Source organism: Mycolicibacter sp. MU0102, from assembly GCF_963378105.1.
GTDB classification, from domain to species: Bacteria; Actinomycetota; Actinomycetes; order Mycobacteriales; family Mycobacteriaceae; genus Mycobacterium; species Mycobacterium holstebronense.
Map to the genome: position 1 here is coordinate 3,217,009 of NZ_OY726398.1, position 25,010 is coordinate 3,242,018.

General features: G+C 65.8%; 22 protein-coding genes, 1 tRNA gene and 1 pseudogene. 20 read left to right on the forward strand and 4 right to left on the reverse strand.

What is annotated here, in order from left to right; translation table 11 throughout:
* The first annotated feature begins 20 nt into the window (after positions 1-20).
* The 3 genes from RCP37_RS15130 (at position 21) to RCP37_RS15140 (ending at position 3,810) form a co-directional block, all read left to right on the forward strand.
* The gene (locus RCP37_RS15130) at positions 21-3,179 is read left to right on the forward strand and encodes a bifunctional cytochrome P450/NADPH--P450 reductase (RefSeq protein WP_308483871.1); all 3,159 of its coding nucleotides are present in this window, start codon (positions 21-23) and stop codon (positions 3,177-3,179) included.
* 210 nt (positions 3,180-3,389) lie between these two features.
* Positions 3,390-3,593: a cold-shock protein gene (locus RCP37_RS15135; RefSeq protein ID WP_308483872.1), complete on the forward strand. Its 204-nt coding sequence runs from the start codon at positions 3,390-3,392 to the stop codon at positions 3,591-3,593.
* A gap of 82 nt (positions 3,594-3,675) precedes the next feature.
* Positions 3,676-3,810, forward strand: coding sequence for a hypothetical protein (locus RCP37_RS15140; RefSeq protein WP_308483873.1), 135 nt, complete (start codon positions 3,676-3,678; stop codon positions 3,808-3,810).
* A gap of 48 nt (positions 3,811-3,858) precedes the next feature.
* Here RCP37_RS15140 and RCP37_RS15145 read toward each other — a convergent pair.
* Positions 3,859-3,932, reverse strand: a tRNA-Met gene (locus tag RCP37_RS15145).
* A 420-nt stretch (positions 3,933-4,352) separates the two neighbouring features.
* On the opposite strand from RCP37_RS15145, the gene RCP37_RS15150 reads away from it, so the two are divergent.
* From RCP37_RS15150 to RCP37_RS15225, 16 genes and pseudogenes are all read left to right on the forward strand, one after another.
* Entirely contained in the window at positions 4,353-4,586 is a 234-nt protein-coding gene (locus tag RCP37_RS15150; RefSeq protein ID WP_373693030.1) for a hypothetical protein, read from the forward strand.
* A gap of 55 nt (positions 4,587-4,641) precedes the next feature.
* Positions 4,642-5,477: pseudogene (locus RCP37_RS15155) on the forward strand (MlaE family ABC transporter permease).
* Between the two features lie 3 nt (positions 5,478-5,480).
* The gene (locus RCP37_RS15160) at positions 5,481-6,341 is read left to right on the forward strand and encodes an ABC transporter permease (protein WP_373693031.1); all 861 of its coding nucleotides are present in this window, start codon (positions 5,481-5,483) and stop codon (positions 6,339-6,341) included.
* Positions 6,342-6,344: 3 nt separating this feature from the next.
* Positions 6,345-7,760: an MlaD family protein gene (locus RCP37_RS15165; RefSeq protein WP_308483874.1), complete on the forward strand. Its 1,416-nt coding sequence runs from the start codon at positions 6,345-6,347 to the stop codon at positions 7,758-7,760.
* 25 nt (positions 7,761-7,785) lie between these two features.
* A complete protein-coding gene (locus tag RCP37_RS15170) occupies positions 7,786-8,835 on the forward strand; it encodes an MlaD family protein (protein WP_308483875.1) in 1,050 nt (349 codons plus the stop codon).
* Complete coding sequence (locus tag RCP37_RS15175; RefSeq protein WP_308483876.1) at positions 8,832-9,866, forward strand: MCE family protein; 1,035 nt, start codon at positions 8,832-8,834, stop codon at positions 9,864-9,866. The genes RCP37_RS15170 and RCP37_RS15175 overlap by 4 nt, the downstream gene beginning before the upstream one ends.
* Positions 9,863-10,999, forward strand: coding sequence for an MCE family protein (locus RCP37_RS15180; RefSeq protein WP_308483877.1), 1,137 nt, complete (start codon positions 9,863-9,865; stop codon positions 10,997-10,999). Before RCP37_RS15175 ends, RCP37_RS15180 begins: the two co-directional genes overlap by 4 nt.
* Positions 10,996-12,111, forward strand: a complete 1,116-nt coding sequence (locus RCP37_RS15185; protein ID WP_308483878.1) for an MlaD family protein — start codon at positions 10,996-10,998, stop codon at positions 12,109-12,111. Before RCP37_RS15180 ends, RCP37_RS15185 begins: the two co-directional genes overlap by 4 nt.
* A complete protein-coding gene (locus RCP37_RS15190) occupies positions 12,108-13,379 on the forward strand; it encodes an MlaD family protein (RefSeq protein WP_308483879.1) in 1,272 nt (423 codons plus the stop codon). Before RCP37_RS15185 ends, RCP37_RS15190 begins: the two co-directional genes overlap by 4 nt.
* Positions 13,380-13,396: 17 nt before the next feature.
* Entirely contained in the window at positions 13,397-14,023 is a 627-nt protein-coding gene (locus tag RCP37_RS15195) for an Rv1363c family protein (RefSeq protein ID WP_308483880.1), read from the forward strand.
* Between the two features lie 17 nt (positions 14,024-14,040).
* Positions 14,041-14,616, forward strand: a complete 576-nt coding sequence (locus RCP37_RS15200) for an Rv1363c family protein (RefSeq protein WP_308483881.1) — start codon at positions 14,041-14,043, stop codon at positions 14,614-14,616.
* Positions 14,613-15,416: a mannan-binding protein gene (locus RCP37_RS15205; protein WP_308483882.1), complete on the forward strand. Its 804-nt coding sequence runs from the start codon at positions 14,613-14,615 to the stop codon at positions 15,414-15,416. Before RCP37_RS15200 ends, RCP37_RS15205 begins: the two co-directional genes overlap by 4 nt.
* A 28-nt stretch (positions 15,417-15,444) precedes the next feature.
* On the forward strand, positions 15,445-15,624 hold the full coding sequence (locus RCP37_RS15210) for a hypothetical protein (RefSeq protein ID WP_308483883.1): 180 nt from the start codon (positions 15,445-15,447) through the stop codon (positions 15,622-15,624).
* Positions 15,625-15,659: 35 nt separating this feature from the next.
* Positions 15,660-16,574: an oxygenase MpaB family protein gene (locus RCP37_RS15215; RefSeq protein WP_308483884.1), complete on the forward strand. Its 915-nt coding sequence runs from the start codon at positions 15,660-15,662 to the stop codon at positions 16,572-16,574.
* Positions 16,575-16,576: 2 nt separating this feature from the next.
* A complete protein-coding gene (locus RCP37_RS15220) occupies positions 16,577-17,383 on the forward strand; it encodes an oxygenase MpaB family protein (RefSeq protein WP_308483885.1) in 807 nt (268 codons plus the stop codon).
* The gene (locus RCP37_RS15225; protein WP_308483886.1) at positions 17,376-18,608 is read left to right on the forward strand and encodes a TetR/AcrR family transcriptional regulator; all 1,233 of its coding nucleotides are present in this window, start codon (positions 17,376-17,378) and stop codon (positions 18,606-18,608) included. The genes RCP37_RS15220 and RCP37_RS15225 overlap by 8 nt, the downstream gene beginning before the upstream one ends.
* Positions 18,609-18,621: 13 nt before the next feature.
* On the opposite strand, the gene RCP37_RS15230 is transcribed toward RCP37_RS15225, so the two are convergent.
* Together RCP37_RS15230 and RCP37_RS15235 are read right to left on the reverse strand one after the other, a co-directional pair.
* On the reverse strand, positions 18,622-21,582 hold the full coding sequence (locus RCP37_RS15230) for a UPF0182 family protein (protein WP_308483887.1): 2,961 nt from the start codon (positions 21,580-21,582) through the stop codon (positions 18,622-18,624).
* 56 nt (positions 21,583-21,638) lie between these two features.
* Positions 21,639-22,658, reverse strand: a complete 1,020-nt coding sequence (locus tag RCP37_RS15235) for a YlbL family protein (RefSeq protein WP_308483888.1) — start codon at positions 22,656-22,658, stop codon at positions 21,639-21,641.
* A 100-nt stretch (positions 22,659-22,758) separates the two neighbouring features.
* Between RCP37_RS15235 and RCP37_RS15240 the strand changes: the two genes are divergently transcribed.
* Positions 22,759-24,096 carry a zinc-dependent metalloprotease gene (locus RCP37_RS15240; RefSeq protein WP_308483889.1) on the forward strand — a complete coding sequence of 446 codons (1,338 nt, stop codon included), beginning with the start codon at positions 22,759-22,761 and terminating at the stop codon, positions 24,094-24,096.
* Here RCP37_RS15240 and RCP37_RS15245 read toward each other — a convergent pair.
* Positions 24,057-24,965, reverse strand: a complete 909-nt coding sequence (locus tag RCP37_RS15245; RefSeq protein WP_308483890.1) for a lysophospholipid acyltransferase family protein — start codon at positions 24,963-24,965, stop codon at positions 24,057-24,059. The genes RCP37_RS15240 and RCP37_RS15245 overlap by 40 nt on opposite strands.
* Positions 24,966-25,010 lie beyond the last annotated feature (45 nt).

Here is a 25,010-nt window from a genome sequence, read left to right on the forward strand (position 1 = left end):
AGCGGCCTATGCTGCCCGATATGGCCGACTTCACCGCGTCGCTGCCCCCGGAACTGGACAACGTTCCGTCCGCCGGGGGACCACTGCCGCCGTCGTCTGACCTCGTCGGCCGTCCCTATGCACTGCCCATCGACATCCTCGGCGAGCTCCACGGGCCGCTCTTCTACGCCGACTACAGCGGCGTGCGGAAGCTGTACGCGTGCTCACGGGCGCTGGTCGAAGAACTGTGCGACGAGAACCGGTTCGCCAAGAACCCGATGCGCCCCCTGGAGCGGGTCCGCCAACTCGCCGGCGACGGTCTGTTCACCGCCTACCACGGCGAGCCGAATTGGCAGACGGCCCACGACGTCCTGATGCCCGGCTTCAGCTATGCCGGACTACGCAACTACCACGGCGCCATGCTCGACATCGGCACCCAGCTGATCCAGCGCTGGGATGGCTGCGTCGGGCATGGACCGGCGGACGCGTCGACCGACCTGCAGAAGCTCGCGATGGACACCGTTGCCCTTGCCGGCTTCGGGGCACGATTCGACTCGTTCAGCCACGAGGGCCTTGCCCCCATCCCGCAGAGTTTCACCGCGGCCTTGGCCAAGCTCGCCGAGACCGAGGGCACCGCCGACCTACACCACGAACTGGGGCATCTGCATCGCAGTTTCGACGAGCTGATCGAGCAACACCGAGCGACTGCCACACCCGAACTCGACGATCTGCTCTACGTCATGCTCGCGAGCGGCTCCGACGGCGGGCCACTCCTGAGTACGGAAAACATCCGCAACCAGATCATGACGTTTCTCATCGCCGGCCAGTTGACCACATCGGAACTGATGCCGACCACGCTCTACAACCTCCTGCGGCATCCGGCAGTGCTGTCCCGCGCCGTAGCCGAAGTCGATGCCGTGTTCGGGGCAGACGACGACTATCTGCCGACCTACGACGACATCGGAAAGCTCGAGTATCTGCGGCAGGTGATCAACGAGACGCTGCGGTTGTCCCCACCCGTACTTGGCTTCGACCGAACGGCGTTGGCGGACACAGTCATCGGCGATAGGTACCCGATCAAGCGGGGCGAGGCGGTTTCCGTGCTCACCGGTGCGCTACATCGTCAGCCCGAATGGGGTGACAACGTCGAACTGTTCGATCCGGGCAGGTTCGACGCCGCCCGATCCGCCGGCAGGCCCGGCGCAGTGTTCAAACCCTTCGGCACCGGAGCGCGATCCTGCATCGGACGCCAGTTCGCGCTGCACGAGGCCACCATGGCGATCGCCCGGCTGATCCACCGGTATCGCCTGATCGACTCGCAACACTATGTACTGCAGTTCGACAGCGAGCGCAGCCGGCGCCCGATGGGCTTCCACCTCGACCTGATCCGGCGAGCACCCGACGACCGCCGCAGCGCCGCAGCGTCGGCCCCTCCGACACCCGGGCGGAGCCCGTCGGGGGCCAGCTCCGCGGTCAGAACCGGCACCACGTTGGCCGTGCTGCACGGCTCGAATCTCGGAACCTGCCGCGCACTGGCCAAACAGCTTGCCGAAGAGGCCACCGATCTGGGCTGCATCGCCACGGTGGCACCGCTGGACGACTTCGCCGGCGCCCTGCCGAAGACCGATGCGATCGTCATCGTCGCCGCGTCCTACAACGGTCAGCCGACCGACGACGCACGCGCCTTCCTCGGCTGGCTGCTCGGCGCGGACGCCGCACTCGACGACGCCCCGTATTTCGCGGTACTCGGTGTCGGAGATCGCAACTGGGCCGACACCTATCAGGCAGTACCCAAGCACATCGATGCACGCCTGACCGAGCTGGGCGCCCAGCCGCTGATCCCGCTGACCTCCGCCGACACCTCAGGGGATCTCAACGGCACGGTCGAAGAATTCTCTGTGGCGTTGCACGAAGCGCTTTGCGAGCACTTCGGCGATCCGGACGCGGCGCCGGTCACCGACACCGACGAACCGCTCTACGACATGCATCCCATCATCGGCCCGGTCACCGCTGCGCTCGACGCCCGCTTCGCAGTGACACCGATGACCGTCCTGGACAACACCGCACTGGTGGGCGATGACGCGATCCTCGGCGGAGCAAAACACTTTGTCCGCGTTGTTCTTCCCGAGGGCATCGAATACCAGACCGGTGATCACCTGACGGTCCTCGCGGACAATCCGCCAGATCTCGTCAGCACAGTGCTCGATCTTCTCGGTATCGAAGCCGAACGGCGGTTGTCGATCAATCCGCGGCGCACTTCGCGCCGGTTGATCGCACTCGATCGGGAGGTCAGCGCGCACGAACTGCTCACCCACTTCGTGGAGCTGCGAAAACCGGTTACGCCGAGCCAATTGCGGCGCCTGGCCGCATCCAACCCGTGCCTCCCGGAGCGCGAACGCCTCGAGCAGCTCGCCGCGTCGGACGATCCCTGCCCGCTGAGTCCATTCGAGTGCCTGGTGGAGTTCCCGGCGTGCGAACTGACGGGCGCCGAGCTACTGGAACTGCTGGAGCCGATGACACCCCGCCACTACTCCATCGCGTCGTCCTCGCGCCTGACACCGGGGCTGGTCGGGCTGGTGGTCAGCGTGCTCGATGCGCCGGCCCGATCCGGACATGGACTGTTTCAGGGCGTGGCATCCAATCATCTGGCCGCCGCCGAACCTGGCGCACAGATTCGGGCACGGGTCGACCCGGCCCGCCAGGCGTTCCGTGCCGGTGCCGACCCCGCGAAGAATGTGATCCTGGTCAGCGCCGGCACAGGTGTCGCCCCGTTCCGAGGGTTCCTGGGCGATCGCTTGGCGGCCAAAGAGGAAGGGGCGCCCTTTGCGCCGGCCCTGTGTTTCTTCGGCGTCCGAAATCCAGACGTGGACTACATCTTCCGCGAGCAGTTCGAGGCCGCCGAAGCGGCGGGGGTAGTCCGGATGCGGCCCGCCTTCTCCCGCGCACCGCAGGACGGTGTGCGCTACGTGCAGGACCGGATCGCCGCCGACGCCGACGAAGTCTGGGGGCTGCTCGGTGACTCCGCCAAGCACACCCACGTCTACGTGTGTGGTGACGGCGCGCAAATGGCGCCGGCGGTACGGCAGGCCTTCATCGACATCTACCGCGCGCGTACCGGCTGCGACGAGAGTCAAGCCCGCGACTGGCTTATCGGCCTGGTGGAGTCCGACCGCTACGTCGAGGATGTGTGGGCTGGGTGAGCACGGTGATCGCCGATCAAAGTGACTGCCGCCCTTGATATTCCGTCGACACCGGGGAGATGCGCCCAGCGCAAGCTCGACCCGCAAGCGGACCAAAGCGTCCACTCTCTACTCGTTGCACGGGAAAGGGCCGCGACCAGAAAGTCCCGTGCTACCGTCAATGACGCACATCTTTCTTGATGCGCTTGGAAAAATGAGAGAAGTTAAGTAATGGCACAGGGCACTGTGAAATGGTTCAACGGCGAAAAGGGCTTCGGCTTCATCGCCCCCGATGGCGGAGCGCCTGACGTCTTCGTTCACTACTCCGAGATCACTGGCGGCGGATTCCGCACGCTCGAAGAGAACGCTCGGGTTCAGTTTGAGGTAGAACAGGGCGCGAAAGGTCCACAGGCTGTGGGCGTTTCGGTAATCTGATCGAACACGCAGACTTCAAAGAGGCTGTCGCAGCGCAAGCTGCGGCAGCCTTTTTTGTGATCGGCGTACTGGCCGTTCAGCCATGACACCCGTGCACGGCGGGATCAGTGGCACTTGCGTGAGCCTGCCCGCCCAAGACCTGCAGATCCGAGTCATCAACGCCACGGCAGGCCAAGTGCTACCCGACTTCACCCTCGATCTCACCAGGGACTACTGACGGCACGAAAATGGCCCCCAGGCTTGCGCCTAGGGGCCACTTCTTTTGTAGCGGGGACAGGATTCGAACCTGCGACCTCTGGGTTATGAGCCCAGCGAGCTACCGAGCTGCTCCACCCCGCGTCGGTATCTACGAGATTACAGAAGGATGGCCCGGGCACCAAATCACCTGTTGCCGGCGCCACCGCCAGGAACGGCCGCCCACGATCAGGCGGTAACCCAAATTAACTACTGTCCGGTTTTGGCGCGTTCGGCACCGCTGCCGCGCCACCCCGCCACACCGTCCGACCCGACCGGCTCGCGGCATTATATTCCCAGGCCACAGCCCTGCATCTACGCAGGAATCGCGCATAGAGGGCTGCGACGCCTGACACGGCAGCAATCTTCGCGGTTCCTGCCAGCCCAGATTAGTGGGAAAGCAAAATTAACTTTTGTCTTGCAGGGCCCCACCCTCCGTGGCATGCTGCTCGCACAGCGCCAATTGAGTCCTGCATCACATCCCCGCCGGCCGCGGCGGGACCACAGAGTCGGGAGAGACTACGGATGCCTGGAATCGTCGACGGCATAGGTCGTCTACTGAGCTACCGGATGAGCGTCGGAGAACTGATCGGGCTGGGCCTGATCCTCGGTACGCCCTACCTGATCATCGGACTGGTCTGGTCGCTGACCCACACCGCGCACCTGCACGACATGCAAGGCCTGGACCTGGTGGTGTCCTTCCTTGGATCGATCGTGTCGTGGCCGGTGCTGCTGGTCTCCAACGTCTGCATGCAGTGACCCGATGTCTGTATCGGAATCCACCCGCCGCCTGCTCCACCTCGCTGATCAACAGATGGCCGGCCGGCCGGGCCTGCGGGCCGTGGTCGACTGGTTCCTGCAATACCTGAAGAACCACCCGATCCAGTCGCTGGGCACCGGTGGCAGCCAGGTGGTGCTCGGGGTCCGGGCCATCCAGTACCTGTTCGTCGACCTGTTTCGCGGGCGCTTCCTGGTCGGTGAATTCATCGATCAAACGGCGTTTGTGGCCAGCGCTGCTTTCCTGCCAACGGTTTTCGTCACCATCCCGGTGGGGGTGACACTCTCGATCCAGTTCAGCGTGCTGGCCGGGCAGGTCGGCGCCTCCTCGCTGGCCGGTGCGGCCACTGGACTGGTGATCATCCGCCAGGCCGCCCCACTGGTTGCCGCGATGCTGCTGGCGGTGGCTGTCGGCTCCGCAGTCTGCGCCGACCTGGGATCGCGGACCATGCGCGAAGAGATCCAGGCCATGGAAGTCATGGGGTCTCACCGGTGCGGCGCCTGGTGGTGCCCCGGCTGGCCGCGTTGATGACCGTCGGCGTACTGCTCACCGGCATCACGTTTTTCGTCGGCTATGTGGCCGGCTACATCTTCAACGTGTTCCTGCAGAACGGGACCGCGGGCTCGTTCATTGCGACGTTCTCCTCGTTCTCCGACGTCGGGGACATGTGGCTGGCATTCGCCAAATCCATCGTCTTCGGGATGATCGTCGCGATCGTGAGCTGCCAGAAGGGCCTCGACAGCCACGGCGGTCCAGCCGGAGTCGCCAACTCGGTGAACGCCGCAGTGGTCGAGTCGATCCTGCTGCTGATGTTCGTCAACGTCGTGATGAGCCAGCTGTACGTGATCCTGTTCCCCAGGCAGGCGCTGTAGAAGATGGTCATTCCCAGCGCCTTTGAGATCCCCGGGCTGCGACCGATCACCGACCTGTTCACCGGGTCCTTCGTAGCCGTGGCCCGCGCGGGCCACTTGGTGCACTTCTTCGGTCGCACACTCGCGTCCATCCCGACCATGCTCCGGCACTACCGGCGCGAGATGCTGCGGCTGCTGTCCGATATCGCCTGGGGCAACGGGTCGATCGTCGTCGGCGGTGGCACCATCGCCGTCGCGCTGGCACTCGGGGCGATCGCCGGCGCACTGGTCGCCGTCGAGGGCTACAACGTCCTGGATCTGCTAAGCCTGGGACCGGCCACCGGACTCATCTCGTCGTTCGCCACCACTCGCGAGCTCGCTCCGATCATGGTGGGAATGGCGTTCATCGCCCAGGCCGGTTGCCGCTTCACCGCCCAGCTCGGCGCGATGCGGATCAATGAGGAGATCGACTCTCTGGAAGCGATGGCGATCAACCCCATCCCGTACCTGGTCACCACCCGGGCGGTCGCCTCGGTGATCGCGGTCGTCCCCCTGTTCCTGGTGGCGCTGGGCATCGCCTACCTGTCCTGCCAGTTCTCGGTCATCCTGATCTCCGGCCAATCCAACGGGTCCTACCTGCACTACTTCTCACTGTTCGTCAACGGTCGTGACGTGCTGTACGCGACGTTCAAGGCCACCGTCTTCGTGTTCGTGTCATCGACCATCCAGAGCTACTACGGCTTTGTCGCCTCGGGGGGCCCGGCAGGTGTCGGTGTCGCGGCGGGGCGCGCGATGCGCACCAGTGTCACCGCCGTAGTCGTGGTGAACATGTTCTTGACCATGGCGCTGTGGGGCGTCGAATCCGGCGCCAGGTTCGGTGGTTAGGCGATGCCGAACTCGTTCGACACCGATCCGCGGGGGCCCTCCAACCTTCGGGTGTTCATGTTGGGTGTCGTCTTCATCGTCATCGCTGTTGCCACCGCGACACTGATGGTCGCCAAGTCCCAGGGGCGGCTGGACAACCTGGTCCGCATCGACGTGCGGCTGTCCAACATCGGCGACGGCCTACCGCCGCGCTCCGATGTGAAGTACCACGAACTGCTGGTCGGCTCGGTCGCCGACATCACCCCCTCGACGCACGGGCTGCCCAACGAAGTCCACGTCGTGCTCAAACCCGAACACGCCGCCAAGATCCCCAGCACGGTCACCGCACGCGTCGTGCCGGCCAACCTGTTCGCCGTCTCCGCGATCCAGTTGGTCGACAACGGCGCCGCCGAAAACCACCTGCGCTCGGGCTCAGTGGTCCTCGAAGACCAGTCGCTGCCCACCGTGCTGTTCCAGAACGTGCTGAACAAGCTCCGTCAGTTGATCAGCCCCCTGGGACGCAAACCTGACGACACCACCGTCGGTGTGATCGCCGCCCTGGGCACCGCGACCCACGGCCGCGGCCAGGAGCTGACCGACACCGGCCACAACCTGAACGAGATTCTGGCCCAGCTGAACTCCGTCGTCGCCACCGACGACATCGACCCAACGACGCTGTCGGCACTGTCGGCGGCGGCCGACGGCCTGCAGCGGGTCTCCCCCGAACTGTTCGACGCCCTGGGCCGATCGATACAACCGATGGCCACCATCGCCGAGAAGGGACCGCAGCTATCCAGCCTGCTCACCGGCGGCACCGACACCACGACCACCTTGGCACGCGCCCTGGAGAATCAATCCGACCGGATGATCACCATCACCAGCCAGTTCACCCCCGCCCTCGGGGTGATCGCGGATCATGCCGGCGAATTCCACGGAGTCTCAACCAAGTTGCAGACCCTGGCCAACCGGGTCTACGACGTCATCTGGGATCCCAATGAAAATCTTCTGCAGGTCAAGGCGGCCCTCGCTCTGACGCCCAGCCGCAGCTATGTCCGCGCCGACTGCCCCCGCTACGGCGAGCTGGCCGGACCGAGCTGCGCCACCGCACCGGAGGTGCCCACTGCTCCCGACCTGTTCCCCGCGTTGGAATCCCAGAGCGTCTCCCCCACCCCCGGCATGACCGAGAACCGGCCGAACCTCACCCCACCCCGGCATTCGATGCCCGGCGACCCGCAGGGACCACCGATCCCCCGCCCCCGGGTCAGCCCGCACCCCCCGAAACCCCCGGTGTCGCGCCGGCGGGCGCGGTCATCGGCGGCAACGTCGGCGTGGTGGGCAGCCCGCAGGAGAAACAACAGATCAGCCGGATCACCGGGCGCGCCGACACCCCCACGGTGCTGCTACTGGCGCCGCTGTTGCGCGGCAACACGGTGCACCTGAGCCAGATCGAGAAAGAAGGTGGCCGGTGAGGAGTCGTTCCAAATCGGTGATCGGCATGGCCCTGTTCACCAGCTTCGCCCTGACCGTCACGTGGATGGTGTACAACACCTTGCGCCGCGACATCGCCGGCCCCACCTACAGTTACTCGGCGATCTTCAGTGACGCGTCCGGCATGGCGCCGGGTGACGACGTGCGCGTCGCCGGGGTGCGAGTCGGGCGGGTCGACCGGGTGAAACTGCAAGGCACCGCGGCCCAGGTGCAATTCCGAGTGCAACGCAACCAACGGCTCTACCAGAACACGATTGCCTCGGTGACCTACCAGAGCATCATCGGTCAGCGTTACCTCGGACTGGCTCAAGGGCCCGGCGACAACCACGACATCCTGCCCCACCACGGCCAGATACCGATCGAACGCACCAACCCGTCGCTGGACGTCTCCTACATGCTCAACGGATTCGAGCCCCTGTTCGCCGAGCTGGACCCCGAACAGGTGGACAACATCAGCAACGCGACAGTTCTGGCGCTGCAAGGCAATCACGCCTCCATGCTGACGTTGATCACCCAGGCCTCGCAGATGGCCGAAACGTTCGCCGGGCCCGATGAAGTGCTCAGCGCACTCATCACCAACCTCAATCAGCTGATGACCGACCTGGCCAAACAGAGCACCAACATGGAGAAGATGATCCGCCAGTCGCGCGACACCATGGTCACGCTGGCGAATCACCGCGAACCGCTGGTCGACTCGGTGGGCTCGATCAACGCCACCATGGCACGCCTGTCCACCATCGTCGACAACATCACCCCCGATCTCGAAGAGTTCATCGGGCGCCAACCCGGCCTGCTCAACTACGGTGTCAACGACGGTCGCGAACGATTCGCCTACATGGCGGCAAACCTGCCGTACGTCCTGCAGGGGCTGGCGCGGATCACCCAGAGCGGCACCTACAGCGACGTCTACGCCTGCGAACTGGACTTCGGGCTGTGGCGCGGCCTATTCCACTGGTTCCGGTCCTTCGTCGGCGCGGCTACCGCCAGCGAAGGCCTGGCCCACCAGCATTCGGCGGCGTGCCGATGAGCCTGATCCCCGCCACACTCAAACGGCCCATCGAATCCTTCAGCCGGCCCTGGATGGGCGTCGTCTCGATCGCCATCATCGTCGCCGTGCTCACGGCCACCGTCGTCTATTCGGGTCTGGGCGTCGGAAAGACCCGCTACCAAGGCCAATTCGCCCAGGCCGCCCAGATCCGCTCCGGTGCGGTGGTGACCATCGCCGGCGTCAAGGTCGGCACCGTTGAACGCGTCACGCTCGCCGGCGACCACGTGGTCGTCGGATTCAACGTCGAGCGCGGCGTGCCGTTGGGCGCCGACACCCGCGCCGCGATCAAGCTGACCACCATCTTGGGATCGCGCTATCTCGAACTGTCACCGGCGGGCACCGGGCAGCTGGAGAACCGGACCATCACCTTGGCACACACCCAGGTTCCCTACGATCTGCAACGCACCCTCGCCGGGGCGACACGCACCCTGGGGCCGGTGGACGCCAACCGGTTCGTCGACTCACTGAACATGATCAACGCGAACCTCGGCGGGGTCGCCGCGGAACTGCCGCAGGCGCTCACCAACCTGCAGGCGATGGCCGACATCATCGCCGACCGCCGCGAGCAGCTCGGCACATTGTTGACTAACACCGAAACGCTCACCACCATGCTGCGCGACCAGCGGGCCAACCTCGGCGCCCTGGTCCAGCAGGGCCGTGATGTGCTGCGCGAAATCGCCACCCGCCGTGCGGCCGTGCAACAACTGTTCGCCAGCGCCACCCTGCTGGTCGATCGCACCCACGGCATCCTCGGCGACGAGGCGGCAGTCAACCAAATGATCCGCGACTTCGATGAATTCATGAAGATGACCGCCGATCACGACGCATTGCTGCGCAGCTTCCTGCAGTCGACCCCGGTCGCCCTGCGCAACTTCGCCAACGCCACCGGCAGCGGCAACGCAGCCGATGTCTTCTTGCCCGCCGGGATCTTCGTGGACTCCTGGATGTGCGCGCTGAGCGGGCGCGCCAGGCAGTTCAACCTGGTCGAGTACTTCAAGGACTGCGAATGAGCCGCGCCCTCAAGCTCTACGTGCTCGCCGGTGCGGCCGCACTCGTGTTGGCCGTGACCGGCGCCGCGGTGGCACCGCGGTTGATCCCCGACCTGCCGCGACTGTCCCTGCACAAGATCCGGGTGACCGCTCAATTCCAAGACGCCGTTGGGCTTTACGCCGGCAATGGGGTGTCGGTGCTAGGAATGGACGTCGGCAAGGTCACCAGCATCACCCCCAGAGGCGGCTACGTCGAGGTGAAGCTCGCGATCGACGCCGGGGTCGACATCCCCGCCGACGCCGAAGCCGTCACCGTCTCATCCTCGGTGCTCACCGACCGACACGTCGAGCTCACCCCGGCCTATCGCGGCGGACCCAAGCTGCGCAACGGCGACGTGCTGAGCCTGGACCGCACCCGCACACCGGTGGAGTTCGAACGGACCCTGGCGATGATGGACAAGCTGGGCAGCGCGTTGCGCGGCAACGACAACAATGCTGGCCCGCTGGGCGAATTCGTCGCGCTTGGCTCGCAGATCACCGTCGGCAACGGGCCAGACATCAAGGCGACGTTAGGCCGGTTATCCGAAGCCCTGCGCGTCGGGTCGGACAAGGGCGCGCGCAGCAAGAAGACCATCCAGACGATCATCGCCAACATCGCCGAGCTCAGCGAAGCAGCGTCGAAGAACGACTCCGCACTGCGCGAATTCGGTTCCTACGTACACCAGCTCAGCGACATTCTGGCCACGGAGAACCTGGGAGCCGGAAACACCGGAGCCAAGATCAACCGGCTGCTCGCCGAGACATCGCGGCTTCTCGAAGGCAACTCCGATCGGCTGCGAGAGGCGTTCACCGGTGTCCGGACGGTCGCCACGACGCTCACCGACAACGAACGTGACCTGCGCGAGATCCTCGACGTGGGGCCGCTGTTCATCGACAACTTCTACAACGTCATCGACGAGAACGCGGGCAGCCTGCGGTCGCACCTGCTGCTGGGCAAAACCTTGTTCAACAGTCAGTTCGGCAAGGAGGTCTGCAACCTGATGGGCCTCAAGCAGCTCGCATGCGCGACCGGAACGGCGCAGGACTACGGACCGGACTTCGGGCTGGGCAGCATGCTCGATCTGATGCAAGACGGGATCGGTACGCAGCCATGACGCGGCCGACCAGATGGGTGCACGGGGTTCGAGCGGCGCTGGCGATCGCGACCGCGCTGCTGACCGTCGGATGCGGCCTGGACCTAGAGAGCGTGGCGCTGCCCGCACCCGGCGGCGGCGGGCCGTACTACACCATTACCGCGGTCTTCTCCGACGCCTTGAACCTTCCGGAGAAGGCCAAGGTGCGGTTGTACGGGGCGCAGATCGGTGAGGTCGAATCCATTCGGGCGCAGGATTTCAACGCCTACATCACCATGCGGATCAAGTCGGCCGTACCGCTGTACGCCGGCAGCACCGCTGAGCTACGGTCGGCCACCCCGCTCGGTGACATCTTCGTTCAGATCTGGCCCGACAAGAACCGGCCCGACGACGCGCCACTGCTGCACAACGGCTCGGTACTGCCGCTGGAATCAACCGCCAACGCTCCGACCATCGAAGAGCTGATCAGCTCGATGGCGATGCTGGTCAACGGCGGTACGGTGCGCCACCTGGTGTCCATGCTCAATGGCGCGGGCAAGGCTGTCGGCGGACGCGGTGAGAAACTCGGTCTACTGCTGGACCAGACCGCGACCCTGCTCTCCCGGATGAGCGCCCGCTCGCAGCAGTTGGACCTGACGCTGCGGAGATCATCGGAGCTGGCCGCAACCATGTCGGCGCGTCAGAACACCTTCGACGATGCCCTCACCCACCTGGCGCCCGCGCTCAATGTCATCTCCGACAACACCTCCGACCTGATCGACCTGGTCGACACCGGCGCGCGGATCACCCGTCAGCTGTCCCGCTTCCCGTCTCTGCAGGGCACCGATACCCGCAGCCTCACCGCCGATCTGAACAAGATGGCGGGAATGTTCAACGAGATCGCCGTCGACCCCGACCTGTCGCTGATGCCGTTCAACCGATTCCTGGGCATCTTGATGAAGACCCTCAACGGCCCTGCCGCGCACGTCAAGGGAGAAATCGACAAGATCACGCTGGTTCCCTGGCCCGACAAGAACTACCCGGGCGATCCCGAATTCCACTGGACCGACGGCACCGACTGGCATCTGATGGTCGGTGACCTGCGCTACGAGTGGAACATGCTGCTGTCTCGGATCTACGGACCGCAGCGATGAGACCCCTCCTCGACCTCCTCGACCTGTTCGCGCGGCTGGGCGTGTGGCTGGTCCAAGCCGGATACCGCCGGCGGATTCTGTTGTCCGGCATCGGATTGGCATTGACCACGGCGGTGGCAGCGGCATACGTGACGATCTTCGGGGTCGGGATCAACCCCGCGCAGAGGACGATCTCCGTTCGAGTTCTGCTCCCGCAGTCCGGCGGGCTGCTGGTCAATCAGGACGTGACGCTGCGCGGCATCCCGATCGGCCGGGTCACCGATGTGCACCTGACCGCGGCGGGAGCCGAGGCGGTCGTCGCACTGCGGGCCGACCGCCCCATTCCGCGCGACACTCGGGTGCGGGTGTCCGGGCTGTCAGTCGCCGGCGAACAATACCTGGACTTTCGTCCCGAACACGAGAACGGGCCGTACCTCACCAACGGCTCGCTGATCGGCCAGGAGCAGACCAGCGTGCCGGTGTCGCTGCCCCAGATCATCGACGACAGCCGCGGCGCCCTAGGCCAGGTCGACGCCGACAAGCTGACGGCGGTCTTCAACGAGCTTCGGGTCAGCCCCGACGGCGGCAAGAAGCTGTCCGCCCTGTTGGACGGCACGGTGCTGCTCGCCTCGACGCTCGACGGCGTACTGCCCGAGACGGTCAGCATGCTGCGCAACACCCGGATCACGTTCACCACCTTCAGCGACGTCAGCCCGGGATTGAGCGCCACCAGCAACGACCTGCAACAGATCCTCGGCGGCGTCAACACCATGGACGGCGGATTCCGCACCCTGGTCGAACTCGGCGGCACTGAACTGGGACAGGTCGACAGCTTCATCGGCGACAACCGCGAGAACGTCTACGCCCTGCTGGGCAACCTGACCACCCTGTCGCAGATCTTCTATCTGCGTGTGCCCGCCCTGCAGGACCTGTGGCGCCCCGACCACGGTTCGCTGGTGGACCGCCTGGCCGGCACCGTGCACGACAGCGGCATCTGGGTGATCGCCGACATCTATCCCCGGCACCGCTGCGACTATGGCCTGCCCCGCAAACCGCCCTCCGCGGTGAACTTCCCAGCTCCGTACCGCTACACCTACTGCCCCGACGACGACCCGTCGCTGCTGGTTCGCGGCGCCCGCAATGCGCCGCGCCCGCCCGGCGACGACACCGCCGGGCCGCCCCCGGCCCACGACCCGTTGGCGACCCTGGAGCCACCGCCGGTCTATCCGCCCTACACGTTGCCCACCCCCGACGGCGGCCCACAGCTGCCCGCGTGGATCCCCAATTGATGAGAAAGCCGAGCCCCATGGGAAAAACAGCCGACCCAGACGTCTTCGACCAACTCGACAAACAACTCGAGACGGACCTGGAAACGGACTTGGCGACGGACTCAGCGACCGCCGAGACCGCCGACCGCGTCGAACCCGAACCCACAACGCCATCGGCCCCGGCGCCGCGGCGCCACCGCGTGAGAGTGGCGCTGGTGGCCGCCGTGCTGATCGCGGCGCTGGCCTACTCGGGATACGCCGGGTGGCGTCTGCATCAACTCGATGCGCGCGCTGCCGCGGGGCAGGCCGCCCTGGCGTCCGCCAAGGACTACGCGATCACCCTGACCACCCTGGACACCGCCGACATCGACGGCAATTACGCCCGTGCGCTCGACGGCGCGACCGGCCAGTTCAAGGATGCCTACAGCTTGGGCGCCAAGCAGTTACGCCAGATTCTGATCGACAACAAGGCCACCGGCAGGGGCATCGTTTTGGACGCTGCCGTCAAATCCGCCACCACAACCCGCGTGGAGGTGTTGCTGTTCGTCGATCAGTCCATCACCAACGCGGTGCGATCAGAACCACGGATAGACCGCAACCGAATCCAGATGACCATGGAACTCGTCGACCACCGCTGGCTGGCCAGCCAGGTCGACCTGACCTGACCGGCGAAGGCATCGAGATGACCGTTGTTGAGACACCCAGCGTTGAGGCGGCACGGGTGGTGCCCACCGATTCGCCGCAGTCCCGGCTACGGCGTGCGATACGGCCCGCCGCAATACTCTGCGCGGCCGCGGTTCTCGCGGGCAGCGGATACCAGAGCTGGCTGCTCTACCAACAGCATCGATCGACACTCGCCGGCCGTGAGGCTTCCGAGGCCGCAACGCAATACGCGGAGCTGCTGACAACAGCGAACCCCAGCACGGTCGATCGGCAGATCACCGAGCTGTTGGACCGATCGACCGGCACATTCCACGACCGCTACGCCAAGCAGAGCTCCGAGCTCCGAGCGATGTTGATCGCCAACCAGGTGACCACCAGGGGCACCGTCATCGACGCCGCGGTGAAATCAGCCGACGTCACCGACGCTACGGTGCTGCTGTTCGTCGAGCAGACCTTCAGCAGTGCGGTGCTGAAAAAGACTCCTGGAGGCCAGATCGCCCAAGCGCCGGCCGACGTCACCGCCATGGCGCTCACCTTGCACAAGGATTCCGGGCGGTGGCTGGTCAGCGATGTCGTGGCGGGACAGCAACAATGACGAGTATCGGTAAGGCGTTGGGCGCTCTGACGGCTCTGCTGGCCACCACCAGCACAGTGCTGGCCCCGACGGCCGTCGCTTCGGCGCCGGCCTTCTGCGACGAACTGCAGGCGAGCTGGGACGGTCAGCGTTGCACGACCCTGGTGGTTTCGGCTCGAAAGGCAGAGCGATACATCGCCTTTGACCTTCCCGCGGCCATGCTGGACGACGCGGCGGCCGGACCGGTGGTGCGCGACTTCTACCGCCGCCTGATGAGCGGCTGGCGCAGCTCGGGCGCCGAGGCGATGCGAGACAGCAGTGCGCTCGCTTACTACGAGAGCTTTCCCGGTCCGGGAGCGGTGCAGTCGCTGGTCGTCCATGAATGCCTGGAACCGTTTGGGATGCAGGCCAACAACGCCTACCGCACCTTCGTGTTCGACATGGCCACCGGGCGTCGCCTGACCCTTGGCGACCTGTTCAAACCGGACGTCGACCCGATGACCGTCATCGCAGGCGCAGCGGCCCCGGTGCTGCCGGCCGCACTCGACGCCGCGGCGCCCCCGCATGCGCCCAACACCTACCCGTTCACCGTCGAGGAATTTGCGCCCAACCCACGGGGCAGCGGATATTCCGGCGACTACCGGGCGTTCGCACTGACTACCGATCAACTGGTGCTGTACCTGCCCGACGCACCGTTGCTCCGAGAGAACCCGCAGCCCGCCGACCGGTTTGTGTGGTCCATGGATGGCGGGGCGGTGGTGGCCAGGGTGCCCTTGGCGTCGCTGTCGCCCACCCTGCTACCGGAATACGGTGGAACGTGAGGCCGGCCCTGATAGGAGGACCCCGCAGATGATGCTTCTGGTTCGGATCATCGATCTCGTCGTCAGCGTGCTGCGCTACCTGGCCACCCCCGAAGCCCGACTGCTGCGCGCCGGCGTGCTGGTTGTGCTGTTCTTCGGTGTCCTGGTCGGGGCGGCCGGGCTGATCTGGGGGCTCGCCCAGCTCCCGCACTATCTGGCCGGACCCTAGCCGTCACATGTCGCTGCATCGAGAGGACCGTTCATATGTCGACCTGCCATGAACAACACGGCCAGGATCAGGCCCGCCGCCGCACACTCACCACCGCCGAGACCCGCGTGCACGTCGACTGTTACACCCCGCGTTGGGACGACGACCCGGTCGATCTGACTGAGGCGCTGGACTTTTGGTCGGCTGCCGCGGCAGCGGCCAATGTCATCATGCAGTTGAGCCTGCCCGGCGTCGGCTACGGCGTGGTGGAGAGTCGCGTGGAATCCGGCTCGCTGATGCACCATCCGTGGAAGCGGTTGCGCACCACAGCCCAGTACATGGCCGTCGCAGTGCTGGGCACCGAGGAAGACCGCGCCGCCTACCGTGACGCGGTCAACGTCGCGCATCGGCAGGTTCGCTCCACGGCGAACAGCCCGGTCAAATACAACGCCTTCGACCGCGATCTGCAACTATGGGTCGCCGCATGCCTGTTCGTCTTCTATGAAGACACCTACCAGTTGCTGCGCGGCAAGATGACCGAAGAACAGGCGGAGATGTTCTATCGCCATGCCTGGCCGCTGGGCACCACCTTGCAGGTCACCGACGACCAGTGGCCGCCCACCCGCGCCGAGTTCGACACCTACTGGAACAGCACCTGTCAGACTCTTACGATGGACGACGCTGTCCGCGACTACCTCATGCGCCTGGTCGACTTGAAGATGGTTAACCCGATCTTCCGGGTGCTCCTCGGGCCGCTGCTGCGATTCCTGACGATCGGGTTTCTGCCACCGGTCTTTCGAGAGTTGCTCGGTGTGCAATGGTCGCGAGGCGAACAACGCCAGTTCGAGAATCTGTTCCTGTTCGTGTCATTTGTGAACCGCTTCATTCCGCGGTTCATCCGGACCGCCAACTATCACGTGCTGATGGCCGATGTTCGCCACCGCATCCGACGCCACAAGTCACTGATCTGACCATGGCGACTCACCACGACGACGGCCTAGGGCCCGACAGCCTGCTGTGGCATTTCCTGGCCGACCGGCGCTACCTGTTCGTGTTGCCCCGGGCGGTGTGTCTGCTGCTGCTGCATCCTGGCATCGCCGCCGGCATCAGCGAGCACGCCTTGATGCGCCAACGCATCTGGTTGCACAAGAAGCGCACCTTCACCCAAGCCGTCAACTACGCCTACGCCGACATCGACATGCGGCCCCAGATGCGCTTCTCCCACGAACACGTCAAGGGCGTCGACAGTTTCGGGCACAAGTACCACGCACTGAACCCCGACACATTCCATTTTCAGCACAGCGCGTACGTAGAGTCCCTCTTCGTCATGGTCAACACCTTCATCCGTCCACTCGACGCAGGCGAACACGAACAGCTCTATGCCGAGTGCTGCGCCTGGTACCGCCGATACGGCGTATCAACCCGACCGATGCCCGCGACCTGGGCGGAATTCGGCGAATATTTTGAGGACTACTGCCAGTCGCACCTGAAGGCCGGTGCCCACTTCGAGCCGTTCCGCGAGCAGATCTTCGCCCCCACCGACTGGTGGATGCGCACGGTGCCCCACCCCGCCATCCGCGCCCTGCAACACCCCCGCGCCCGCGAGCTGAGCGGCATCAACGTCAACGCCGCCGACCGTTGGTCGCTGCGCCAATTCGTCCGGTTGTCACAGCTGTCGGCGCTGACCCCCCGACACCACTGGAACGCCAGGGCGCGCGCGGCGCTACGCACGGCGGCACAGCACCGGCCGACCACCTCGCTGGGCGCCACGCGTGGCTGACACCGCGCGGACGACCCAGCGGCGCCCCAAAGATCGCAAAGACCAGATCGCCCGGGCTGCCGCTGAATCGTTCAGCACCCTGGGCTATCACGCGGTGAGCGTGGAGAACATCGCCACCGAGGTCGGCGTCTCGGCTCCCGCCCTCTACCGGCACTACGCCAGCAAGTACGACCTGTTCCGCGTCGCGGTGCTGGCACTGAGCCAACAACTGGTCGATGTCACCGACATCGCCATCGACCCCGCCGCGGGCCCCGCGGCAGCACTCGATCAGCTGATACACGCACTGATCGACGTCGCACTGCGCAACCGCGAATCCGGTGGCCTATACCGATGGCAGGCACGCTATCTGCGCGAAGCCGACGCCACTGCACTGTTGGATCAGCTACGGCTGGTGAACCGACGCCTCCAGCAACCGCTGGCCGAGCTACTCCCGGCCGCACCGCTGTTGCACCGACAGATGCTCTCCGCGGCGTTGCTCAGCGTCGCCGGGGGCATCACCGATCACCACCTACGTGCCACGGTCAGCGACATCACCGACCTGCTGACCGCGGCGTCATGGGCATTGCTGCGCACCGATTTGCCCACGCCGGACAACTTTGCATCCGGGGCGCGCGGGGCGCATATCTTCACCGCGGATGCCGGAATGTACGAGTCGGTGCTGCACGCCTCGATGATGCTGTTTCACCGCCACGGCTACGCCGAGACCAGCGTCGCCCAGATCGCCAAGGCCGCCGGACTGCGAATCTCGAGCATCTATCGTTACTTTCCCAGTAAGACCGACATTCTCAGTACCGCGCTGCGCCGCTCGTCCGATCGACTCTCCGCGGAGCTGGCGGTGGTCAACACCAACCGGTCCGAACCGCGAGAAGCGCTGGCACAGCTGGTCGACATCTACGTTGCCACCTCATTCGCCAACCCAGAATTGGCGGCGATCTACTACAGCGAACAGATCCACCTGTCCCCAACCGATCGGGCGCTGCTACGCAATGTGCAACGATCCACCATCGACTCCTGGGTCGGTCTGTTGCGATTAGTGCGGCCTGAACTCACCGCGACAGCCGCCCGATTCCTGGTGCACGCCGCGATGGGTCTGGTGGTCGATCTCGGCCGCCTGGTGCACTACGACCGGCCCGGTGCAGACCCGGCGCACGACTCAGCGCCGCACATGGCCTACGAGCAGGCCTGCGTACGCACGCTGATGCACGCCGTGCTCTTCGGCGCCTGAGCGCCGCGCACGCTTACTTGGCGCTGTTGAACTTGGCCATCGCGTCGTCGAGGCGTTGCAGCGCCGCACCGTAGGCAGCGAAGTCACCGCGGTGCTGGGTGTCGCGCACCGCATTGAGCGCCGACTCGACCTCGCGCAGCGCCGCGGCTTTGGCCGGGGACAACGCGACCTCGGCAGCCGGGGGCGTCGGCACCGCCGCAACCGGCGGGGTCGCCGAGGGTGGCGTCCCCTGCGCGGCAGCGCCGTTCTCGGTGGGTGCGATGTCGGTGGCAGCCGCGCCGGCACCGGGCCCGAACAGGCCGGTGAGTGCGTCGGAGACCGTCGGCCCGTAGCCGATCTTGTCGTTGTACATCATCGCCACCCGGATGAGGCGCGGGTACGACGACGAGGCATCGCTGGAACCTGGTGAGGCATAGACCGGTTCGACGTAGAGCAGTCCGCCCTGCGCCACCGGCAGGGTCAGCAGATTGCCCCACCGGATGCGGTTCTGGTTGTCGCGCCCGATCACGCCGAGGTCTTGGCTGACCGTGGTGTCGGTGGTGATCGCGTTATTGGCCAGCTTGGGCCCGTTGACCTGCCCGGGAATGGTGAGCACGGTGAGCTTGCCGTAGGTGTCCGGATCCGAGCTGGCACTGATGTAGGCGGCCAAGTAATCGCGCTTGAACCGGTTCATCGCGCTGGTCAGCTGGAAGGAAGCCGAATTGTCGCCCTTGGCAAGGTTTTTCGCGACGATGTAATACGGCGGCTGGAAGCTGCTCGCGGTCGGGTTGGGGTCCAGCGGCACGTCCCAGAAGTCCGAGGTGGAGAAGAAGGTCACCGGGTCGTTGACGTGGTACTTGGCCAAGAGCATCCGCTGCACCTTGAACAGGTCCTCGGGATAGCGCAGGTGCTCGGCGAGCTCGGGTGAGATCTCGGACTTCGGTTTGACCGTGCCGGGGAACACCTGCATCCACGCCCGCAGCACCGGGTCGTGCTCGTCCTGGGCGTACAGGCTCACCGTTCCGTCGTAGGCGTCGACGGTGGCCTTCACCGAGTTGCGGATGTAGGACACCCGCCGGTCCGGCAGCAGCCGGTTGAACTCCACCTCTTTGGAGTCCGCGGTCGCCGACGACAGCGACGTCAGCTCCGAGTACGGGTAGTTGTCCAGCGTGGTGTAGCCGTCGATGATCCACACCAGGCGCTTGTTCACGATCGCCGGATACACCGTGGAGTCGGTGGTCAGCCAGGGCGCCACCGCCTGCACCCGGCTCGCCGGGTCGCGGTTGAACAGGATCTTGCTGTCCGCGCCGATCACGTTGGAGAACAAGAAGTTGCGCTCGGCGAACTTCGCGGCGAACACGCTGCGGGCCAACCAGTTTCCGACACCTACACCACCGGTACCGGTGTAGGTGTAGTTCTTGGTCTCGGTGTTGGTCTCGTAGTCGTACTCACGGTCGGCACCGTTGCGACCGACGATCGCGTAGTCGGCGGCGGTGTCGGCGATCACCGGTCCGTAGTAAACCCGCGGCTGGTCGAGGCGTGCCGGCCCGTCGGAGACGACACCGCCGTTGGCACCGACGACGTTGGCCAAGAACTCCGGGTATCCACCGTTCTGGTTGGGGTCGTTGGCGATACCGCGCACGGTGTTGGCCGGCGAGGCGATGAACCCGTTGCCGTGGGTGAACACGGTGTGCCGGTTGATCCAGTCGCGCTGGTTGTCGATCAGTCGATCCGGGTTCAGCTCGCGTGCAGCGACCACATAGTCACGCAGCTGGCCCTCGTCATCGCGATAGCGGTCGATGGTGAGCTGGTCGGGGAAGAAGTAGAAGTTCTTGCCCTGCTGAAACTGGGTGAACGCGGGACTGACGATGGTCGGGTCCAGCAGCCGGATGTTGGAGGTGGTGGCCGCATCGGCGCCCACCTGCGCGGCGGTGGCGCGCGCGTCACCGCGGTAGTCGCGGTAGGTGACCACATCCTCGGTCAGGCCGTAGGCCTGCCGGGTCGCCGTGATCGAGCGGGAGATGTACTCGCTCTCCTTCTGCGCCGCGTTCGGCTTGACGCTGAACTGTTCGACGATCAGCGGCCAGCCTGCGCCGACCACGACCGACGACAGCAGCAACAGCACCAGACCGATCGCCGGAATCTGCAAGTCGCGCAGCACGATCGCGGAGAACACCGCGACCGCGCAGATCAGTGCGATCGCCAGCAGGATCATCTTGGCCGGCAGCACCGCGTTGATGTCGGTGTAACCGGCTCCGGTGAACGGCTTGCCGGTGCGGGTGTGGCTGAGCAGCTCGTAGCGATCCAGCCAGTAGGCCCCGGCCTTGAGCAGCACCAGGGTTCCGATCAGGCTGACCACCTGGATGCGGGCCGGGCGACTCAGGGCGCCCGCCCGGCCGGACAGTCGGATACCGCCGAAGATGTAGTGCGTGGTCAGGTTCGCGATGGTGGCCAGACACAGCGTCGCGAGCAGCAGCCCCACCACCAGCCGGTAGAACGGCAGGTCGAAGGCATAGAAGCCCAGGTCTTTGCCGAACTGCGGATCGGTGATCCCGAAGTCACCGCCCCGCAGGAACAGCTGAATACGCACCCAGTAGCTCTGCGCGACGATGCCGGCCAGCACACCGATGCCGGCCGGAATTCCGAATCCGAACAGCCGCAGCCGCGACAGCACCGTGGTCCGATACCGAGCCACCGGGTCGTTGACGCCGTTGCTGGGGACGAAGACCGGCCGGACCCGGAAGGCGGTGGCCATCGCGGCGAACACGATGCCGCCGACCAGCAGTGTCACCACGACAAAGGTGACCAGGCGGGTCAGCAACGTGGTGACGAACACCGAGCGGTAGCCCAGCTCGCCGAACCACAACCAGTCGACATAGCCGTCGATCAGCCGCGGCCCCAACAGCAGCAGCGCGATCACGACGAAGGCGCTGCCAACCATGATCCGGCTGCGCGCGGTCAATTTCGGCATCCTCGCAGTGGGCCGCATCCCCACGTGCCACGCTCCCTAGCTCAGTTGTTGCTGACGGCCCCACTGTAGCCAACGAACACTCAGCAAGAGGGTGGCTGACCACCGTCGGTGATGGTTCGCAGCGCGCCCACTGCCTGGGCGAGGCTGTCGACTTTGACCAGTTGCAGACCCTTGTCGTCGTTTCTGGCCTCGTAGCAGTTGTCGGCCGGGACCAGGAACACCGTCGCGCCGGCCTCGCGGGCCGCCATCATCTTGTGCGCGATCCCGCCGATGGCGTCGACCTGGCCGTTGGCCTTGATGACCCCGGTGCCGGCAACGAAATTCGGCCCGGCCAGGGTGCCGTTGGTCAGCTTGTCGACGACGGCCAGCGAGAACATCAGCCCCGCCGACGGGCCGCCGATGTTGGCCAGATTGAAGTCGATGGTGAACGGCGCCCACGGCGCATCGAGGACGGACACGCCGAGGAATCCGTTGGCGCGGTCCTTGTTCTCTCCGAGCGTAATCCGCGCCGTGCCGGGTGCGGCGTTCTTGCGCCGGTAGTCGATGACAACCGTCTCGCCGGGCTTGGTGTCGGCCAGCCGGGCGGTGAACTGCGCCGTGGTGTACACCGGTTCGCCGTTGACGGCGTCCACGGCGTCGCCGCGCTGCAGCGCGCCGGCCGACGGCCCCGGGTCTTGGACGTCGGCGAGGGTGACCGCCGAGGGGTAGCGCAGGTAGCCGAGCGCGGCGTACTCGGCACTCTGCTCGGACGCACGGAAGTCGGCGTCGTTGCTCTCGTCGACTTCCTGACGGGACTTGCCGGGCGGATAGACCAGGTCACGCGGCATGAGCTGCTCACGTCCGGACAACCACAGAGCCAACGCCTCCCCCAGTGTCAGACCGTCGCGCTGGGAAACCGTGGTCATGTTGAGGTGGCCGGTCGTCGGGTGTGTGGTGGTGCCCTCGATGTCGACCACCTGCTTGCCGTCGATCATGCCGAGGGTGTCGAACGTCGGACCCGGCCCCAACGACACGAAGGGCACCGTCACCGCCGTCAGCAGCACGCCGAACGCGACCACCGGCAGCACAGCCGCCAACAGCGTCAGAATCCGCCTGTTCACCCCGGGTATGGTAAACGGCCACTGCCCCGGCGGTAACGGCCCGACCTCTGGTGGCCGCGTGTCGTACCGCCGGACCTTGCCGATGGGTACGGTTGTGTCTATGGCTGATCTGCCCTTTGGTTTCTCTTCTGGGGACGACCCCGACCGCGAGCGAGGCTCCCGGCCCTCCGACCCGTTCGGGATGGGTGCTGGATTCAACATGGCCGATCTGGGCCAGGTCTTTACCCAGCTCGGGCAGATGTTCAGCGGCGCCGGCCGGGTGGGCGCCGACGGCCGACCGGCCGGGCCGGTGAATTACGACCTGGCACGACAGGTCGCGATCAAGTCGATCGGTTCGGTCGCGCCCGTCACCGCCTCAACCGCGACCGCCATCGGCGATGCGGTGCACCTGGCTGAAACCTGGCTCGACGGGGCGACTTCATTGCCGGCCGGCACCACCAGCGGGGTCGCCTGGACGCCCGTGAACTGGGTCGAGCACACCATGACCACCTGGCAGCGACTGTGCGACCCGATGGCCGAACAGGTTTCGTCGGTGTGGGCGTCGGCGCTTCCGGAAGAGGCCAAGAGCATGGCCGGTCCGTTGTTGTCGGTGATGTCGCAGATGGGCGGATTGGCGTTCGGCTCCCAACTGGGCCAGGCGCTGGGACGGTTGTCCGGCGAGGTGCTGACCTCGACCGACATCGGCCTGCCGCTGGGGCCCAGCGGAGTGGCCGCGCTGCTGCCCGGCGCGATCGAGGAATTGGCCGGCGGCCTGGAGCAGCCGCGCAGCGAGATCGTCACCTTCCTGGCCGCCCGCGAGGCCGCCCACCACCGACTGTTCACCCACGTGCCCTGGCTGTCCAACCAGCTGCTCAGCGCGGTGGAGGCCTACGCCCGAGGCATGAAGATCGACATCCGGGGCATCGAGGAACTGGCCCAGGGCTTCGATCCGGCGGCGATGACCGATCCCTCGGCGATGAATGAACTGCTGAACCAGGGCGTCTTCGAGCCCAAGTCGACCCCGGAGCAACTCGCCGCCCTGGAGCGCCTCGAGACCCTGCTGGCCCTGATCGAGGGCTGGGTTCAGACCGTGGTCAATGCGGCGCTGGGCGACCGGATCCCGGGCACCGCCGCGCTCTCGGAGATGCTGCGCCGCCGGCGCGCCACCGGTGGCCCGGCCGAGCAGACCTTCGCCACGCTGGTCGGTCTGGAACTGCGCCCGCGCAAACTGCGCGAGGCCGCGGTGCTCTGGGAGCGGTTGACCACGGCGGTCGGGGCCGACGCGCGCGACAAGGTGTGGCAGCACCCCGATCTGCTGCCCGAATCCGCCGATCTAGACGAACCGGCCGCCTTCATCGACCGGATCATCGGCGGCTCCAGTGACATCGACTCGGCCATCGACCAGGCGATCGCGGAGTTTCAGCGCGAAGCCGGTAATCCCGACGACGCCGGCGACTGAGGCCCGGTGGCTTCCGGCGGTGAGATTGCTTGCCGCCAAGCCAAGGGATTGAGGTGGCGGTAGGGGTCCTCGGCGCGGACGTCGAGCAGCTCGGCCAAGATCGCCTCGAGCGACTGTTGAGTCTTCTCCCGCACGGTGGCAACCCATTTCTCGTTCGAGACGCGGTCCGGCTGGGTGGTCTCAATGGGGGCGCCGAAGCGCAAGTACATCCGCTGCGGTCGAGGGATCAGAGTCGGACCGATGCCGTGCTGCAGGGGTATAGCCATCTCCGGCGGCCCTGAAAACCGACTCGACAGAGCCACACTGAAGCGCTCCCAGCTGCCACCGCGACGACTCAGGCTCCGGTAGACGTCGTCGCCACCCACCAGTCCGACCGGCACGATCGGATAGTCGTGTTCGACTGCGAGACGGGCGAATCCGGCGCGGCCCTGCCAGCGCAGGGTGTACTCCTCCCCCTTGAACTTGGGAATCTCGCGACCACCGCCCGGGAACACCAGGATGGGCTCGTTGCGGCGCATCAGTTCGCGGACGGGCTCCGGGGCGCCCACCAGCGCCCCCGCAGCGGCGAGCAGATCTCGGGCCGGGCCCCGCATGCGCCCGAACTGTCGATCCGTCAACGGCCGCACTCGTTGGCCGATTGCTCGCCGGACATGGAAGGGAATCAGCAGGGCTTCCACACTGACCTGAGTGTGGTTGCCCACCAAGAGAAATCGGCCATCTCGGGGAAGATTTTCGAGCCCTTCGACGTAGGGGCGGTACGCCTCGACGACGGGTGTGACCGCGTCGGCGACGGCCTCCACGGCGCGCCGCATGGCTTCGACTCGCGGCGGATGGTTCAAGATCGCGTGAGTGTCTTGGAGGACGTGCATGTTCTCACATTACAGAACGAACTAGTTCGTATGGTTATGATCTTG